Source organism: Alicyclobacillus dauci (assembly GCF_026651605.1).
Classification (GTDB): Bacteria; Bacillota; Bacilli; order Alicyclobacillales; family Alicyclobacillaceae; genus Alicyclobacillus; species Alicyclobacillus dauci.
The window spans coordinates 382,048-398,767 of record NZ_CP104064.1; the positions used below are offsets into that span (position 1 = coordinate 382,048).

Genomic DNA, 16,720 nt, shown 5'->3' on the forward strand with positions numbered 1-16,720 from the left:
CTCTTGACTTTGTTCTCCCACCTCGGCATGCTAGTTCCATGTCGAGGTGGGTTTTTTGCTGTTAGAGCGTGCATACGCAAAAATTAATCTGACATTGGATGTCCTAGGACGCCGTCCCGATGGTTACCACGAAGTCGACATGGTCATGCAGAGTATCGATCTGTCTGACCTCGTGTGGCTGGACAAGCGCTATGACGGCCGAATTGTCCTGGAGACGAGCGCGGCGCACATCCCGACGGATGACAGAAACCTTTGTGTACAAGCAGCGAAGGTCTTCTTCAGACATACGGGAATCCAGTCAGGGGTACATATCAACTTGGAGAAGAACATTCCTGTGGCGGCGGGGTTGGCGGGCGGATCGAGCGATGCAGCCGCTGTTTTGCGCGGCTTAAACCGCTTGTTCGGCACGGAACGCAGTCTTGGTGAAATAGCAGAAATGGCCGCAGAAATTGGCTCGGATGTCCCGTTCTGTGTCTATGGGGGAACGGCTATTGCACAGGGCCGAGGAGAACGATTGACGCACATCCCGCACCAGTGCCAGATGCAAGTGCTCCTCATTCATCCCAGAATGTTCGTGTCTACGGGGGAAATTTACCAAGCGCTCGAACCAGGGGATTTTGTTTCGCATACCACCAGTCTGGTCATGAAGGAAGCACTGCAAAAACAGGACGTAGATGCCATTCCGAAGCTGGTGGCCAATCGCTTGCAGCGAGTGACGTTTTCACTATACCCTGAAGTGGCACAACTGGCCGACAAGGTGGAGACTGTCACGCGTACGAGGGTTCACATGTCGGGCAGCGGACCAACCCTGTTTTGTCTTGCGCCGACCGTTCAACAGGCGAACCGCATGTACAATGCACTTCGTGGAATCATGAGAGATGTCTATATGACGCATTTTGTAACGAATCCACCAGTGGGCGGCTGAATCGGATTGGGAAATCCTAACATAGAAACGAAACATACATGACCCCGGTAAAGGAGAGAGTGCGGTGCAGCGTGCAGAACGCCTCATTCGCCTGACGCAATTGATGATGGAACGGCCTTTGCATGCGATTTCGCTTGCTTCTCTCGCGGAGCAGTGGGGTGTCGCTAAGTCGTCTCTAAGCGAGGACGTTGCGACCATTCGCCAAACGATAGCGGATGCCGAGCGCGGAACGGTTGAGACACTCGTGGGTGTACAAGGCGGCGTGCGACTTCGATCCGGCGTTCCAACCGACGAACGAGTCACGTTTCTCAACAATCTGGCCCGGACGCTATCGGAACCAGGCCGCGTTCTGCCAGGGGACTTCGTCTACATGTCCGATGTGCTGGGTGATCCGTACGTGCTTGACACAGTCGGGAGACTAGTCGCCATGCAATTTGCGGACAAAGCGGTAAACGTCGTCGTCACGGTGGAAACCAAAGGCATCACATTGGCAACGGCAACTGCGCGTCATTTAAATGTGCCGATCGCCATCGTCCGACGCGATCAGCGCGTAACCGAAGGCGCCGCAATCAGCACGCATTACGTGTCGGGATCGACCAGACGAATTCAGACGATGTCGCTCGGAAAACGAGCCATGCCAAGTGAAGCGTGTGCACTCATCGTGGACGATTTCATGCGCGCCGGGGCAACAGCGCGAGCAGTTGTGGACTTACTGAAGGAGTTCTCGGCAGAAGTCGTCGGAACGGCTGTCTTCATGGCGACGTCGCAACCGACCACGAAAATGGTCAACGACTATTTCACGTTGCTGCGTGTCCATGAAGTCAGTGAACACGGCGCAAATGTGCAGCCGGCCCTGACTTAAGATTTGGTGTCCGACGTTTCCGTCGAGGTGTGGGGAGGCGGCTCGTAGTCCAGGATCTCCTCCCCTGCGGCAGCCCATCGTTAACCCGGCTGCCGCACCTGAGTGCCTCGAACAGTTCCCAGCGAGGGGACAGTCGGACAACTTTGCAAAATTGATGAGGAGTGTTACCTGATGAACATCATTCATACGAACCAAGCCCCAGCAGCCATTGGTCCTTATTCACAAGCCGTCGAGGTGGGCCCCTTCCTGTACACGTCCGGACAGATTCCCCTCACACCAAGAGGAGAATTCGTTGAAGGCGGCATCGACGTACAGGTCAAGCAAGTGTTTGCCAACCTGGACGCCGTGCTGACGGAGGCAAAAGCTGCGCGAAATCAAGTTGTCAAAGCAACCATTTTCATGACCAACCTACAGGACTTCGGTGTCGTGAACACAGCATGCGAGGAGTTCTTCGGAGATCACAAGCCGGCGCGATCGACAGTCCAAGTAGCTGCGTTACCGCGCGGGGCGCAGGTTGAGATCGAACTCGTCGTGTACAAAGGCTAATCGTCGCCGCGGTTGGCTGACTCATTGACGATGAGCCAGGGGGCGATCTCGTTCGTGAGACAGTAAGTCTGTCGCGGGCGGGACGGCCTCGCCGCGGGAGCAGGATGATGCGGCAGGGGCTGGGGTGGCACAGGTTGCGGGTGAGTCGGGAGCTGGGAGCTGGGAGCTGGGAGAGCAAACTTGGCGCCCTGGCGGAGGGGAACTCTATTCCCTTGTCTGACGTAGGCTCCGAGTAAAATTACGGATTACGGAACACCAGGGTCTTACGGCAACTGGTGTCCACCGTAACTACTGTCCATTCCAGCCACCATCGACCACAGAAGGTAATTCCTGGTTATCTGTCCAGATTCCCGCCCGGTTTTCCGCTAATCATTTTACCCGCGAACTTGATATGATAACGGACCACTTTCACGTCACTTCTAGCTGGGTTCAGAAAACGGCCCCTGAGGCGGTAAATTCTGCTATGGTGAATTTTCGACATCTAGTTTTACCGGATAGGCTGAAAAGAGCCCTGCCATCCCGTGTACCGTCTCCGTTCCCCCCACCTCCAACCGTCCCCCACCGAGCCTCCGCCCGGTGCCATACCTGCACTGTTTTGCATCCCCGCCTCCGGTCCCACACTCAATTTCCCTTTCCCTTCCACCTTTCGACAGGATGAACCATAATTCTGAAAAAATTATGACGAAGTCTGCAGGAGAAAATGCGAGAATGTGGAATTGTGTCACAGGGAGAATCGCCCAAATGGGTAGGAATGGGTGGTGACACTAGGGTGCAAATCACAGATGTAAGGCTGCGCAGAGTAACCACAGATGGGCGAATGAAGGCGATTGCGTCCATCACAATTGATAGTGAGTTTGTCGTACATGATATTCGCATTATTGATGGCAATAACGGTATGTTTGTCGCAATGCCAAGTAAGAAAACACCTGATGGTGAGTTTCGTGATATTGCGCACCCAATCTCTTCGGCGACGAGACAAAAGATACAAGATGCGGTTCTCCAAGCATATCATCGCGTCGGAGATTCGGTGGAAGAAGTACATGTAGTTGAAAATGTGGAAGAACCTACCGCCTAATTCATAGGCGTGACCCTGACTGACGGCTAGTCAGGGTTTTTTTGCGCTTGTGCCCTCATTTAGGAAGCGTCGCTACGAATCCAGCTGGTTCATGGTTCATGCCTAGAACGGCTACTTTACCGCTTGGTTATCGCGAACTATAGGCGGGTCGAAGGCATTTTCGAGTCAACCCACTAATCATCGAATGTTCGGCATTTTTCTCCAGTGGCGTCCGGGGCTACCCTTTTTCGCGGGACAATGTAAAATTGAAATGGTTTGCGTCCATCAGGTAAACTGAGGGGCGACACAGGTTTCTCGCTATGAACCGGACGTGTTTAAGCGGTCACGGAGGAGATTATATGGGTAAAAGCGCCATTGTGCTTGCGGCCGGCCACGGCACGCGGATGAAGTCGCGGACACACAAAGTGTTGCATCGTGTGTGTGGCAAGCCGATGATCGTTCACATTCTCGATACATTGGACAAAGTCGGGTTGGACCAGATTATCGTTGTTGTGGGGCAGCAGCGTGAGGCTGTCATGGAAACGATTGCGGGACGAGCCGATGTGGCCATTCAAGCGGAACAGTTGGGGACAGGTGATGCCGTTCGTGCAGCCCTTCCGCATTTGCGGGAGGATACGGATTCTGTAGTTGTGCTGTACGGTGACGCACCTTTAATTCAACCTGAAACCCTGCAGAGATTATTTGACACGCAGCGTTCAAATGGCGCTGCCGTCGCCGCCTTGACGGCTGAAGTGGATAATCCAACTGGGCTCGGTCGTGTGTTTTTGGACGACAACGGGCAAATTGTTCGCGTGGTTGAAGAAAAGGACGCGACGGAGGCCGAGCGGGCCAATCGGCTGATCAATACGGGCGTTTACGCGTATGAAGCGGATGCTTTACGAGCATCCGCCGCGCGACTCACCGCGGACAATGCTCAACAAGAGTTTTACTTGACTGACACCTTGGCGATTTTGAAAGGCGATAACAGGGCTGTTGTCCCTGTTCGGGTGTCCGATGTCGATGAAATAGCGAGCGTCAACGATCGCGTCCAGTTAGCTCACGTCGAAAAGCTTTGCCGTCGACAGATTCTCGAGCGTTGGATGCGCGCCGGTGTGACCATGGTGGATCCCGATAGTACGTATATTGAGGCGGACGTCGAGATCGAACAGGACGCCACGTTGCTCCCGGGCACGATGTTGCTCGGCGCGACAAAGGTCAAGTCGTTTGCGGAGATCGGTCCGAATACGCGCCTGAGGAACACGACGGTCGGTGAATATACGACGGTACAATACACCGTCGCTGTTGATAGTGTTATCGGTGACGAAACGCACGTTGGGCCGTTCGCGTATCTCCGTCCAGGGACGGTAGTCGGCAACCGCGTGAAAGTGGGTGACTTCGTTGAAATCAAGAACAGCCGTCTCGGTGATGATACGAAAGTCAGCCATCTGGCTTACGTGGGTGACGCGCAAATTGGACGCCGAGTCAACGTCGGGTGTGGTGTCATTACGGTAAACTATGATGGGGAGAAAAAACATCGGACGGTTGTTGGGGACGATAGCTTTGTCGGATCGAATGTCAATTTGATCGCGCCCGTGACGATTGGAGACGGGGCATACATTTGCGCAGGCTCCACTGTCACAGAGGATGTGGATGATGACGGTTTTGTCATCGGGCGTCCCCGTCAGACCACGAAGCCGAATTACGTACGTGCGTGGAAAACGCGAAAGTCGCAGCAAACACCATCGGAAGGCGGAGAAGATCGTGGCCATTGACGGCGATTTAAAAATCGTAACAGGCAATGCAAATCCTGCCCTTGCGCAGGCAATTGCGGATTACATCGGCGTGTCGTTGACGGAGTGTCAAGTCAATCGATTTAAAGATGGTGAGGTACAGATCAAGCTCGGGGAAAGCGTTCGCGGGAGCAATGTGTTCATCATTCAACCCACGAGTGCACCCGTCAATGAGCACTTGATGGAACTGCTCATCATGTTGGACGCCTTGAAGCGCGCGTCTGCCCGGGCAATCAACGTCGTCATTCCGTACTATGGGTATGCGCGGCAGGATCGAAAGGCGCGGGCACGCGATCCCATCACGGCTAAACTCGTCGCCAATTTGCTGGAAAAGGCTGGCGCCAATCGCGTGATCTGCATGGATCTGCACGCAGGTCAGATTCAAGGGTTCTTCGACATTCCGTTGGACCACCTCATTGGCATGCCGATTCTTGCGGAGTATTTCATGGACAAGCAGATCGAGAACCCGGTGGTCGTTTCGCCGGACATGGGCGGCGTGACGAGAGCCCGGCAGTTTGCAGAGCGGCTCGGCGCGCCTCTTGCCATCATTGATAAACGCCGACCCGCGGTCAATGTGGCCAAAGTGATGAACATCATCGGGGATATTGAAGGGAAGACGGCGATTCTCATCGACGACATGATCGATACCGCCGGCACTATTACGGCGGGGGCACAGGAATTACTGAAACGCGGTGCAGAGAGCGTATACGCGTGCTGCATTCATCCCGTGCTGTCCGGGGATGGTGTCGAGCGGCTACAGAATTCGCCCATCAAAGAGGTCGTCGTCACGGATACTATAGCGTTGCCCGAACACAAGCGGATCGACAAGATTCGTGTGCTGTCTGTGGCAGAACTCATCGCAGAGGCCATTATCCGGGTTCATACGCAGCGGTCCATCAGCCAGTTGTTCGACTGATTATAGGGCTGATGCAGGCTGGATAGTAGAGAAAAGGAGCAGCAAACGTGATAGCCATCGTTGGACTGGGCAATCCGGGCCCCAAGTATGATGCAACGAGACATAATGTCGGCTTTTGGGCTATCGATGGTCTGGCCAAAACGCTTCAGGTGTCGGTGACAAAATCGAAGTTTCAGTCACTTGTGGCTGAGTGCCGTGTCGATGGGGAATCAGTCCTCTTGGTCAAGCCGCAAACTTTTATGAACTTGAGTGGCTTGGCAGTCGCCGAAGTTGTAAACTTCTATAAGTTGCGTCCAGAGGACGACGTCATCGTTGTGTACGATGATATGGATTTTCGGCCGGGCCAGTTAAAGCTGCGGGCGCAAGGGAGTGCCGGAGGGCACAACGGTATCAAGTCCATCATCGCACAGCTTGGAACGGAGGCATTCTGCCGAGTGAGAGTAGGCATTGGCCGCCCCGCACCGGGATTGGATGTCATCGGTCACGTACTTGGCAAGTTTCCCAAAGAGGAATTGCAAAAAGTCGAAAAGGCCGTTGAGGCTGCGCAAGAAGCCCTGATGGTATCTGTCAAAAAAGGTTTTGCACATGCCATGAACCAATTTAATCAAGTATCATTTTCGTGACTTGATACACGTATGTTGTTAAGATATAACCCCCATACTAATGTCAGAAGTCTGACATGAGGTGGGAGTCCATGCGGTTTGAGTATGTATGTCGATATTGCAAGCAACCAGTAGGAGCTGTCGAAGAAGCTTCTTGGACATATGACGACGGCGCCGAGCGCCTTGGGTTACATCACTTGGACACAGACCATCAACGTGAAGTCATCCGGGCTGGCGAGACAGGTTCCGTGCAAGTTCAAACGGTCTGTGAAGCCTGCGAACAAGCCGTAAACATGAATCCGGAGTTACTCGTTGAAGGGAACATCATACAGTAGTACAGAGGAATACCAACTGGGCGCACTCTGCGCCCTCACATGCACGATTGTTCGTGTGTGTCAGACCTTGGCTTGGGGCTAAGGTCTTTGTGCGTTTTCATTACACTTTTGAATGGGTGTTCGAGCAGGATGGAAAGGTTGTTCGGACAGCACTGGAGGAGGGGTAACGTGGAAGGTCTCGTTCGCCTCGTGGCAGCGGATGAACCGTTGCGATCCCTGGCCAGACAGATTGGGCCGCGGCGAAACGATGCACTCGTCACGGGTGTAGCCGGAGCCGGTCGCCAATTGTTCATGGCTGCACTGTACGGGCTGAGGAATGCAGATAAACCAACAGAATCGATGCTTATCGTCACGCACACGACGAGCCAAGCACAAACGATATGGGAGGACTTGCGAGAGTATCTCCCGGATGAGCAAGTTTTGCTCTTTCCCGAGCGTGAAAACGCAATGGTCGACTTGGTCGCAGCATCCTCTGATGTTATATCAGAACGTTTGAGTGTGTTGGAAACGTTGACCATGTCGAAGCCGGCGATTATTGTTACGACCGTTCTAGCCGCATGTCAGCCGCTCACGTCAAGGGCTCAATTTATCCAGCAGACGGTTCACCTTGCAGTGGGTGAAGAAGCGGCAATCGAAGAGATTTTGCAGCAAGTTGTCCGTGCTGGTTATGAACGGGTAGACATGGTGGAAACCCGCGGACAATTCAGCGTTCGAGGCGGCATTCTCGACATTTTTCCAGTGGCGGCAACGAACCCGTATCGCATTGAGTGGTTTGATACGGATGTGGATTCCATTCGGACATTCGATCCCGCCACACAGCGCTCCCTGGAGAAACTGACCGAAGTGTCTTTTGGGCCGGCATCCGATTTGCTCGTGCCTCCATCAAATGCCGCTGCTGTGGCCAGTCAGCTTGAGCAACATTTGGAACAGCGCCTGCGAACGATTCGCGATATGGACGTTCGCGATAGGCTGCAAACGAACGTCGGTGCAGATATTCGAAAACTTCAAAGTGGTCAAGCCTTTTCCGGGCTCTCTAGATATACCGCTTTGTTTGCCAATCAGTTAAACAACCTGTTCGACTTCGTCCCCCAGCCATTTTTCGTTTGCCTGGATGAGCCGTCACGCGTTTTAGAACGCGGCAAGGCTTTGGAGAAGGAGTTCACGGAGTGGATTTCCGGTGCACTCATGCATGGGGATGTGCTGTCGGGGACCGTCGAGCCAATCGAGTATGAAGCCATCTTGACGAATCTTCCGCATCCGAAAGTTCATTTTTCGACGTTCACCCGAGCGGGATCGGGACAGCGTTATGCTTCCGTTTTGAACGTTACGTCAAAGAGCATGCAGAACTTTCACGGCCAGATGAACGTCTTGAAGTCCGAAGTTGCTCGATGGACCAAGAGCGGCTTGCACGTTGTCTTTGCGGCGGCGACGAAGGAGCGGGCGGATCACCTAGAGCGGGTCCTCGCCGACTATCGAATTCAAGCGGATCGTGCGGAGGCATATGCACCCACGACGGTCCCGCAGATTCTCGTAGCCAATCTCTCGAGCGGCTTCGAGTTGCCGCTCAACCGCCTCGTTGTCGTGGTGGAAAATGAAGTGTTCACGGCGAGGCGGAAGCATCGCCGCGCCCGCATGGACATATCAGATGCGGAACGCATCAAGAGCTACCAAGAGTTAAACGTGGGCGATTACGTTGTCCATGTGAACCATGGCATCGGTAAGTATTTAGGTATAAAAACGCTGGAAGTGGACGGCCGCCACAACGACTACTTGTATCTGAGTTATGCGGGTAACGACAGTCTTTATGTTCCAGTGGACCAAATTGACCAAATCCAGCGTTATGTTGGCTCGGGCGACAAGGATCCAAAGCTTTATCACCTCGGCGGAGGCGAGTGGCAGAAGGTCAAAAATCGCGTCAGCAAGACGGTCAAGGACATCGCGGCGGATTTGGTGAAGTTGTACGCTGCGCGCGAAGCAACGCCGGGCCACGCCTTTTCGCCTGATACGCCGTGGCAGGTGGATTTCGAGAATATGTTCCCCTATGAGGAGACGCCTGATCAACTCCGCGCCATTGCTGACATCAAGCGAGACATGGAACGATCACGCCCCATGGATCGCCTCCTATGCGGTGACGTCGGCTACGGCAAGACGGAAGTGGCCGTTCGAGCAGCGTTTAAAGCGGCCATGGACGGGAAACAGGTGGCCATTCTTGTGCCGACGACTGTCTTAGCGCAACAGCACTATGAGACATTTAAAGAACGATTTGCAGGGTTTCCAGTCACCATCAACATGTTGAGCCGTTTTCGGACGCGCAAAGAGTCGCAGGAGTGTATCAAGGGGCTTAAGGACGGAAGCGTGGATATCGTGATCGGAACGCACCGACTGCTGCAGAAGTCCATTCAATTCAAAGACCTTGGTTTGCTCATTGTCGACGAGGAGCAACGATTTGGCGTAACTCATAAAGAACGCTTGAAACAGCTCCGGGCAAACGTCGATTGCTTGACGTTGACGGCGACACCGATCCCGCGCACCCTGCACATGTCGATGATGGGTGTCCGCGACTTATCAGTCATTGAAACACCGCCGGAAAACCGCTTTCCAGTGCAAACTTACGTCGTGGAACACAACGAAGGTTTAATTCGCGAGGCCTTGGAACGCGAATTGGGCCGCGGTGGACAGGTGTACTTTGTCTATAATCAAGTGCAAAGTATCCACCGGATGGCTGAACGCATCAACACCCTTGTCCCGGATGCTCGGGTAGGGGTCGCGCACGGCCAAATGGCGGAGGACGAATTGGAACGGGTCATGCTCGATTTTCTCGACGGGGACGTCGACATTTTGGTGACGACGACCATTATTGAAACGGGCTTGGATATTTCCAACGTCAATACGCTTGTCGTCTACGATGCCGATAAATTTGGCCTTTCACAGTTGTATCAGTTACGTGGTCGCGTGGGCCGGTCCAACCGTATTGCCTACGCCTACTTCACATACCAACGCGACAAGGTACTAAATGAGGTTGCCGAGAAGCGCCTATCGGCGATTAAGGAGTTTACGGAACTGGGCAGCGGCTTCAAAATTGCTATGCGAGACCTATCCATCCGCGGTGCGGGGAACCTGCTCGGTGCAGAGCAGCACGGCTTTATCAATTCCGTCGGCTTCGACATGTACAGTGAGATGCTCTCGCAAGCCGTTCGTGAGTTGCGCGGTGAGCAAGTGGGCAAAGCGGTTGAACCTAGCATTGATCTGCCAGTCGAAGCCTATGTACCCGACACGTACATTCCGGACGCAGCTCAGAAAATAGCCATGTACAAGCGGTTTAAGCATGTCCAAACTCTCATGGAAGCGGACGACTTGGAGGAAGAGCTGGAGGATCGATTTGGTGATCTGCCCACGGAAGTTCGCAACCTCCTGGAAGTGACACGAATTAAGAGCCTTGCTGCGACGGCGGGCGTCGATCAAATCTCGTCCCACGGTGCCGAGACGGCTGTTCGCTTTGGCGAAGGCGAGACCGTTCCCGTGGACTATGCCAAAGTTCTTGCCATGACTGTGAAACATCACGGTCAACCGACGAGACGACCCAACGGGTTGTTCTTTGTATCCTTCCGGACGAAGGGGATGTCGGAGGCAGACTTGCTCAAGAAACTGCGGAGTTTTCTCGAGGATTACGTGAACGCAGTTCGTGCGGCCTCACAGGAACAGGAGGAAGTTGCCGAAGTGAAATGATGGATTCACCCGGATTTGGACGATTCCAGACCGAACCCCAAGCGTGCGCTTCAACTGGTGCATAGAGGAACAACTGGTGTCACATAATACAGTCACGTCAGACATCCGTTGCACCAAACTTCATGAGGGTGAGGGATCATTTCTTGAAAGCAACAGGCATCGTACGGAGAATTGATGACCTCGGTCGTGTGGTAATCCCGAAAGAAATTCGACGCACGCTGCGTATCCGCGAAGGCGATCCCTTAGAGATTTTTGTCGATCGCGACGGAGAAGTTATCTTGAAGAAGTACTCCCCGATTGGCGAACTTGGGGACTTCGCGAAGGAATACGCTGATTCGTTGGCTGATTCAACGGGCCATATCGCACTCATTGCTGACCGAGACGTAATTATTGCTGTTGCCGGCGCTTCAAAGAAGGAGTTCCTGGAGAAACCGGTCAGTGAGGACATTGAACAGGCCATGGAGGATCGGAAGACCATCGTGAACACGACACCGGGTGATTTCTCTGTCGTGAAGGATCGGGATGAACACTTTTCATCTCGAGTCATCGCCCCGATCAATGCTGCAGGCGACCCAATTGGGGCTGTTATCCTCATTTCCCGCGATGATAGTGTCAAAATGAGCGATACGGAGGTCAAGTTGGCCGAGACTGCGGCTGGCTTCCTGGGCAAGCAAATGGAGCAGTAAGGTGTAATGGGTCTAATGTGTTTCGGATTTGCTTGAAATGTACTGTGGACAAGGTCTGCTTCGGCATCGCCGAGAGCAGACCTTTTGTATAGCGAAAGATCCAAGGACTAACTCCTGCCGTTGTCCCATAAATATGGGACAGGGTTCGTTTTGGCAGGAGGGATTGCTTTGCGATCACAAAATTTCGTTCGTGGCGCTATGTTACTAGCTTCAGCCGCCATGTTGTCTAAGTTTTTAGGTTCAATTTACACGATTGTGCTTCAGAATATCATCGGCGATCACGGCATGGGACTCTTTCAAATGGCTTACCCGATTTACGCGACGCTGCTCGCCATCGCAACGGCCGGATTCCCAGTAGCTATCTCGAAATTGGTGGCGGAAGAAGTGGCACAGGGCGATTTGGCAGCAGCTAGGCACGTCCTTCGTGTGTCTGGCTGGCTGCTCACCTTGGGTGGGGTATTTGCATTTTTACTCCTCTATTTTTTCGCACCCGAGTGGGCCATCATCGCAGGTGATCCAGACAGCGTGACGGCCATTCGCGCCATCTCGCCAGCATTGCTCATTGTCCCGTTTCTGAGCGCCATCCGCGGTTACTTTCAAGGCTATCAGTGGATGGATCCGACTGCCTACTCGCAAGTCCTTGAGCAGTTTGTTCGGGTTGCGACCATCATTGGTCTGTCCATTTACTTTGTCCACGTCGGTTTTTCGGAGCGGGTTTCAGCAGCCGGAGCCGCTTTCGGCGCTGTGACCGGCGCCTTGACGGGACTCATTGCCATGTTGTACTACTGGCGTCGCCGGGGCAGGTATATACCTAGCGATATGATGCGGGGATCGTCAACCAAACTAGTCACCCGAAAATTAATTTATTACGCGCTGCCCATCAGCATCGGTGCCCTTGTTGTTCCCCTGATGCACAACGTGGACGTCATCACAGTCGTCAACTTATTAAAAGGTACCGGGGAGAACCAAGGCCTCGCCACGACACAATTTGGTCTTCTCTCTGGGCGGGCCTTCAAGCTAATGATGTTGCCTACGACCCTGGCAGCTGGCATCGGCGTAGCTGTCATGCCAGCTATTTCGGAGGCATTTACGCTGGGCCATCGTGCGCTTTTGATGGACCGGATCGACATGTCCATACGAATGACCGGCATCCTGGCGTTGCCTGCGACGGTGGGCCTCCTGCTCGCGGCACGGCCCATCAACGTAGCGCTGTTTACGGACACAGCGGGCACGGGCGCCATTCAGGTATTGGCTTTGGCTATACTTTTTGCCAGCTTGCAGACAACGACATCGGCGCTGCTGCAAGGGGCAGGGTGGATTTATCGCCCAGTTCTTTATCTGTTTATCTCCTGCTTGGTGAAACTGGTGGCTAACTTTGTGTTCGTTCCAAAGTTTGGCATCGCCGGGGCCTCGCTCGCTACCGTCATCAGTTATATTGTCGCAGCCGTTCTGAACCTGTGGGCCGTCCGCCGCCTATTTGGGGAACGGCTCCACTTACACCGCTGGTTCTTTCGGCCACTCATCGCCACCAGTATAATGTGTGGGGCTGTTTTCGCGCTCGAGCGTCAATGGGAAATTCTCGGTGGCGAGGCACTGGGCAGGCCCGCCGCCGCGATCGCGACTTGTGTCATTCTCGGCATCGGTGTCATCGTCTACCTGTTTGCTATACTGGTCAGTGGAACGCTAGCGAAAGATGAACTGGCTTCAATCCCGCACCTCGGTCCGCGCCTGCTCAGCTTCTGCCGGCGGATCGGACTGATGCGTTGAAATTCACGCGTCCAAAGTGTTCACAGTGGGAGATATTTGCGTTGGGGCGCCAAACCCCATTTGGTACCCCAGCAAAGGTTTCTTTCGTGAATGTGGTTGGACAACCCTCGAAAGGATGAATGAACAATGGCCGTCATCCACGTCGTTGGACTTGGGCCCGGCGATATGAGCGGTTTGCCGATGGGAACGTACCAATTATTGCAAAGTGGACTGCCTGTCGTGTTGCGCACGCGGATCCATCCCGTCGTCGACGAACTCCAGCAGAGAGGCATGACGTTCGACTCGTTCGACGACATTTACGAAACGAGCGAACAATTTGATGAGGCATATCGCCTCATGGCGGACAGGCTGTTTGAGCGTGCACTATCCGATGGCGACTTTATCTACGCTGTACCTGGGCATCCCCTCGTCGCAGAGCAAAGCGTGCAAAACTTAATCCATGCGCAAGTTGAAGGTGTCGAAGTCAAAGTGGGGCCGGGGCAGAGCTTTTTCGACGTGGCGACTGCCAAGCTTCGTATCGATCCGATAGACGGACTTCTCCTCCTCGACGGAACCACGCTGCAAGCGCGCATGTTGAATCCAAACGTACATATGTTGATAGCGCAAGTCTATCAACCTGCTATCGCAACCGAAGTGAAGTTGACTTTGATGGAACTCTTCGCGGACGACTACGAAGTCACAGTCTTGCGCGCTGCTGGCGTGGAAGGTCAGGAGCAGATTGAACAGGTGCCGCTATATGAACTCGACAGATTAGACTGGGTCGATCACCTCACGACCGTTTATGTTCCCCCGGTGAAGGAAATGCAGCATAGAACACGCGACCTGTGGGAAGCGGTGGATATTGTTGCAAAACTCCGCTCGCCAGGCGGGTGCCCGTGGGATCGGAAGCAGACACACGAAACGCTTCGCAAGTACGTGATTGAAGAGGCATATGAAGTGGCAGAGGCCATCGACGAAGAGGATTACGATCACCTCGCCGACGAACTCGGCGACCTACTTTTACAAGTTCTACTTCATGCTCAAATCGCCGAGGAGTTTGGCGAATTTAGCATTCGCGACGTGTTTGAGAGATTAGCAAACAAGTTAATACGCCGCCATCCGCATGTCTTCGGGGATGTTTCCGCTTCGGACGTCGATCGCGCCAACGAACTGTGGGATGCGGTGAAAGAGACGGAAAGAGAGATTCACCCGTCCACTCTGATGGCCGATGTGTCGCTCGCAGGCCCGGCCCTCATGGTCGCAACGGATGTTCAGAAGAAGGCTGCGAAAGTCGGATTTGATTGGAAACAAGTAAAAGATGTATTAGAAAAGATAAAAGAGGAAATGAATGAATTAGAAGCAGAGGTCAAAGAGGGTACAGAGACCGATGCATTCGACGAAGAACTTGGGGATTTGCTGTTTGCTTGCGTGAATCTAAGTCGCTTTCTCGGGAAGGACGCAGAATCCTTGCTCATGGGAGCAACGCGGAAGTTCGTCGAACGCTTCAATCTCGTCGAAGCCAGTGTCAATGATTCAGGGCGGGACTGGAATGATTATGGACCCAAGGAATTGGACGAACTCTGGAATCATGCAAAAATCCTCTTGAAGAACAAAAATTAGCAGGAAGTCTCGGGGGTAAGAACGAATAAGATTCCCGACATTCCCACTGAAAGGGGTATCTCGCAAGTGAATAAAATGGAATTGATAAACAAAGTCGCAGACAAGACTGGCTTGAAAAAGAAAGACGCTGAGCTGGCTGTGAACAGCGTATTTGACATCATTGAAGACACACTCGGCAACGGCGAAAAGGTTCAACTCATCGGTTTTGGCACGTTCGAAACACGCGAACGCGCTGCTCGCTCTGGTCGCAACCCACAAACTGGCGAAGTCATCGAGATCCCAGCTTCCACAGTGCCAGCCTTCAAACCTGGCAACAAGCTCAAGGAAAGCACTCGCTAAGCTTTGCGCCTAGACAAGTTTTTGAAGGTCTCACGACTCATAAAGCGTCGCACGTTGGCTAAGCAGATTTGCGACGCCGGTCGTGTGACAGTGGGTGACCGAGTCGCGAAAGCTTCGACAGATGTTGGAGTCGGTGACACGCTCAGTATTCGCTACGGCAACAAAACCGTCACGGTGGAAGTCCGTAAAATACTAGAGCATCCTCGTCGTGATGAAGCTCTGGAGCTATACCATGTCGTTTCAACTGTCGCGCGAAACGACGTGGAGCCCGAGTACGTTGATGACGAGGATTCCGACTGACACGCGGTAAGTTGCATATGTGCACCTAAGCGGACTGCCCCGGAAGGGGCAGTGTTTGTTTTTGTGGCAGGCGACGGGGCTGCGGTGAGCCCGTGCGCCAGAGCCGCCTACGGGTAGCTTGCCGAATTCGCGCCGGATCGAACCACAGGGTACTTTTCTTCCCCTAATCTGGCCCGTCCCTATCAGTGGATAGTGAGCTCGTTGCTATCCGGCTTTCCGCCCGCCGCTTCGGTCTCGCTTCACCTGGCGCACCCGCCATTTCCCGCCTCACGGCCGCCCGACCTACCCCGGCCCGCCCGATACTTTTCCAGCATGTCCGGTTCTACTATCGCTGCGCAGACATAAAATAGCGATGGACGACCAGGAAGCTTGGGGGGTGTAGATTTGAGTGCGGGGGATTCACACAACCACGACCATGACATACGACTGCGCGGGCGATCTGAACTTGAAATCACAGGCGTACAAAAGGTCTCGAGCTTCGACGTCCATGCTTTTGAACTGGTGACGACAGCGGGGCATCTTCATATTGAAGGTGACGCGCTGCATATGAAGCATTTCGATGTACAAGCGGGGATCGTTCGGATTGAGGGACGAATTATCGGGCTTCAATACGACGACGATGCGAAGAAAAAGACGTTTGTTGGGCGGTTGCTGCGATGATGGACCTATTTGGAAATGCGTCATACGTCATTTGGATGCTCGCGGCTGGTTGCGCGATGGGAACGACCTTTGACTTCTACAGCACGGTAACAGGGGCCACAAAGTATTTGAGGTGGCTGCGACCCGCTTTGGACATCCTGTTCTGGGTTGTCTCGGGACTAGCCGTATACTATCTGACGTTTATCACGATTCTCGGTGATTTCCGATTGTATACGTTCCTCTTGCTTGGTGTAGGTTATTTAGTGTATCGTGCTTTGTTTAGGCGGATCGTGATTGGTAGTGCATTTGCCGTTGTACGGTTTGTCAAAGGACTCATTCTCTTCTGCGGGCGAGTTTTATATCGGCTGATTGGCATACCCGTCATCGCATGTGTGCGTGTCCTTTATACTCTGTTACACATTTTATACGTGATTGGTTGTCGCATTGAAGATGGCGTGTCGGCTGTGATCCGGGTCATTTTTCGGATCGTATTCTTTCCGCTGCGGCGATATTTTCATCCGGAACAGCCGTGGAGAAAAAAACTTCGTACGGTAGAGCAGGGTTTTTGGGAACAGTTGTCGAATTGGTTGAGGAAGAAGCCTGGATCGGTTTCGTAATTCCTCACAGGGAGCGT

16 protein-coding genes are annotated in these 16,720 nt (G+C 53.5%); all 16 read left to right on the forward strand.

Annotation, left to right across the window (positions count from 1 at the left end):
- Nucleotides 1-46: 46 nt before the first annotated feature.
- Nucleotides 47-925 carry a 4-(cytidine 5'-diphospho)-2-C-methyl-D-erythritol kinase gene (gene ispE / locus NZD86_RS01910; RefSeq protein ID WP_407655202.1) on the forward strand — a complete coding sequence of 293 codons (879 nt, stop codon included), beginning with the start codon at nucleotides 47-49 and terminating at the stop codon, nucleotides 923-925.
- A 64-nt stretch (nucleotides 926-989) separates the two neighbouring features.
- Nucleotides 990-1,787: a pur operon repressor gene (gene purR, locus NZD86_RS01915; RefSeq protein ID WP_268044802.1), complete on the forward strand. Its 798-nt coding sequence runs from the start codon at nucleotides 990-992 to the stop codon at nucleotides 1,785-1,787.
- 171 nt (nucleotides 1,788-1,958) lie between these two features.
- Complete coding sequence (locus NZD86_RS01920) at nucleotides 1,959-2,333, forward strand: Rid family detoxifying hydrolase (RefSeq protein WP_268044804.1); 375 nt, start codon at nucleotides 1,959-1,961, stop codon at nucleotides 2,331-2,333.
- A gap of 769 nt (nucleotides 2,334-3,102) precedes the next feature.
- The gene (spoVG, locus tag NZD86_RS01925; protein ID WP_268044805.1) at nucleotides 3,103-3,408 is read left to right on the forward strand and encodes a septation regulator SpoVG; all 306 of its coding nucleotides are present in this window, start codon (nucleotides 3,103-3,105) and stop codon (nucleotides 3,406-3,408) included.
- A gap of 338 nt (nucleotides 3,409-3,746) precedes the next feature.
- Entirely contained in the window at nucleotides 3,747-5,159 is a 1,413-nt protein-coding gene (gene glmU / locus NZD86_RS01930; RefSeq protein ID WP_268044807.1) for a bifunctional UDP-N-acetylglucosamine diphosphorylase/glucosamine-1-phosphate N-acetyltransferase GlmU, read from the forward strand.
- A complete protein-coding gene (locus NZD86_RS01935) occupies nucleotides 5,149-6,093 on the forward strand; it encodes a ribose-phosphate diphosphokinase (RefSeq protein WP_268046754.1) in 945 nt (314 codons plus the stop codon). The genes glmU and NZD86_RS01935 overlap by 11 nt, the downstream gene beginning before the upstream one ends.
- Nucleotides 6,094-6,140: 47 nt before the next feature.
- On the forward strand, nucleotides 6,141-6,716 hold the full coding sequence (gene pth, locus NZD86_RS01940) for an aminoacyl-tRNA hydrolase (RefSeq protein WP_268044808.1): 576 nt from the start codon (nucleotides 6,141-6,143) through the stop codon (nucleotides 6,714-6,716).
- 71 nt (nucleotides 6,717-6,787) lie between these two features.
- Nucleotides 6,788-7,030: an anti-sigma-F factor Fin gene (locus tag NZD86_RS01945; RefSeq protein ID WP_268044809.1), complete on the forward strand. Its 243-nt coding sequence runs from the start codon at nucleotides 6,788-6,790 to the stop codon at nucleotides 7,028-7,030.
- 168 nt (nucleotides 7,031-7,198) lie between these two features.
- A complete protein-coding gene (gene mfd / locus NZD86_RS01950) occupies nucleotides 7,199-10,756 on the forward strand; it encodes a transcription-repair coupling factor (RefSeq protein WP_268044810.1) in 3,558 nt (1,185 codons plus the stop codon).
- Nucleotides 10,757-10,899: 143 nt separating this feature from the next.
- On the forward strand, nucleotides 10,900-11,442 hold the full coding sequence (gene spoVT / locus NZD86_RS01955; RefSeq protein WP_326492627.1) for a stage V sporulation protein T: 543 nt from the start codon (nucleotides 10,900-10,902) through the stop codon (nucleotides 11,440-11,442).
- Nucleotides 11,443-11,610: 168 nt separating this feature from the next.
- Entirely contained in the window at nucleotides 11,611-13,209 is a 1,599-nt protein-coding gene (locus NZD86_RS01960) for a putative polysaccharide biosynthesis protein (protein ID WP_268044813.1), read from the forward strand.
- 126 nt (nucleotides 13,210-13,335) lie between these two features.
- Nucleotides 13,336-14,808: a bifunctional methyltransferase/pyrophosphohydrolase YabN gene (gene yabN, locus NZD86_RS01965; protein ID WP_268044815.1), complete on the forward strand. Its 1,473-nt coding sequence runs from the start codon at nucleotides 13,336-13,338 to the stop codon at nucleotides 14,806-14,808.
- A 66-nt stretch (nucleotides 14,809-14,874) separates the two neighbouring features.
- On the forward strand, nucleotides 14,875-15,147 hold the full coding sequence (locus NZD86_RS01970; protein WP_268044817.1) for an HU family DNA-binding protein: 273 nt from the start codon (nucleotides 14,875-14,877) through the stop codon (nucleotides 15,145-15,147).
- A gap of 3 nt (nucleotides 15,148-15,150) precedes the next feature.
- Nucleotides 15,151-15,447, forward strand: a complete 297-nt coding sequence (locus NZD86_RS01975) for an RNA-binding S4 domain-containing protein (RefSeq protein WP_268044818.1) — start codon at nucleotides 15,151-15,153, stop codon at nucleotides 15,445-15,447.
- Nucleotides 15,448-15,831: 384 nt separating this feature from the next.
- The gene (locus NZD86_RS01980; protein ID WP_268044819.1) at nucleotides 15,832-16,107 is read left to right on the forward strand and encodes a YabP/YqfC family sporulation protein; all 276 of its coding nucleotides are present in this window, start codon (nucleotides 15,832-15,834) and stop codon (nucleotides 16,105-16,107) included.
- On the forward strand, nucleotides 16,104-16,703 hold the full coding sequence (gene yabQ, locus NZD86_RS01985; RefSeq protein WP_268044820.1) for a spore cortex biosynthesis protein YabQ: 600 nt from the start codon (nucleotides 16,104-16,106) through the stop codon (nucleotides 16,701-16,703). Before NZD86_RS01980 ends, yabQ begins: the two co-directional genes overlap by 4 nt.
- The last annotated feature ends 17 nt before the right edge of the window (nucleotides 16,704-16,720 follow it).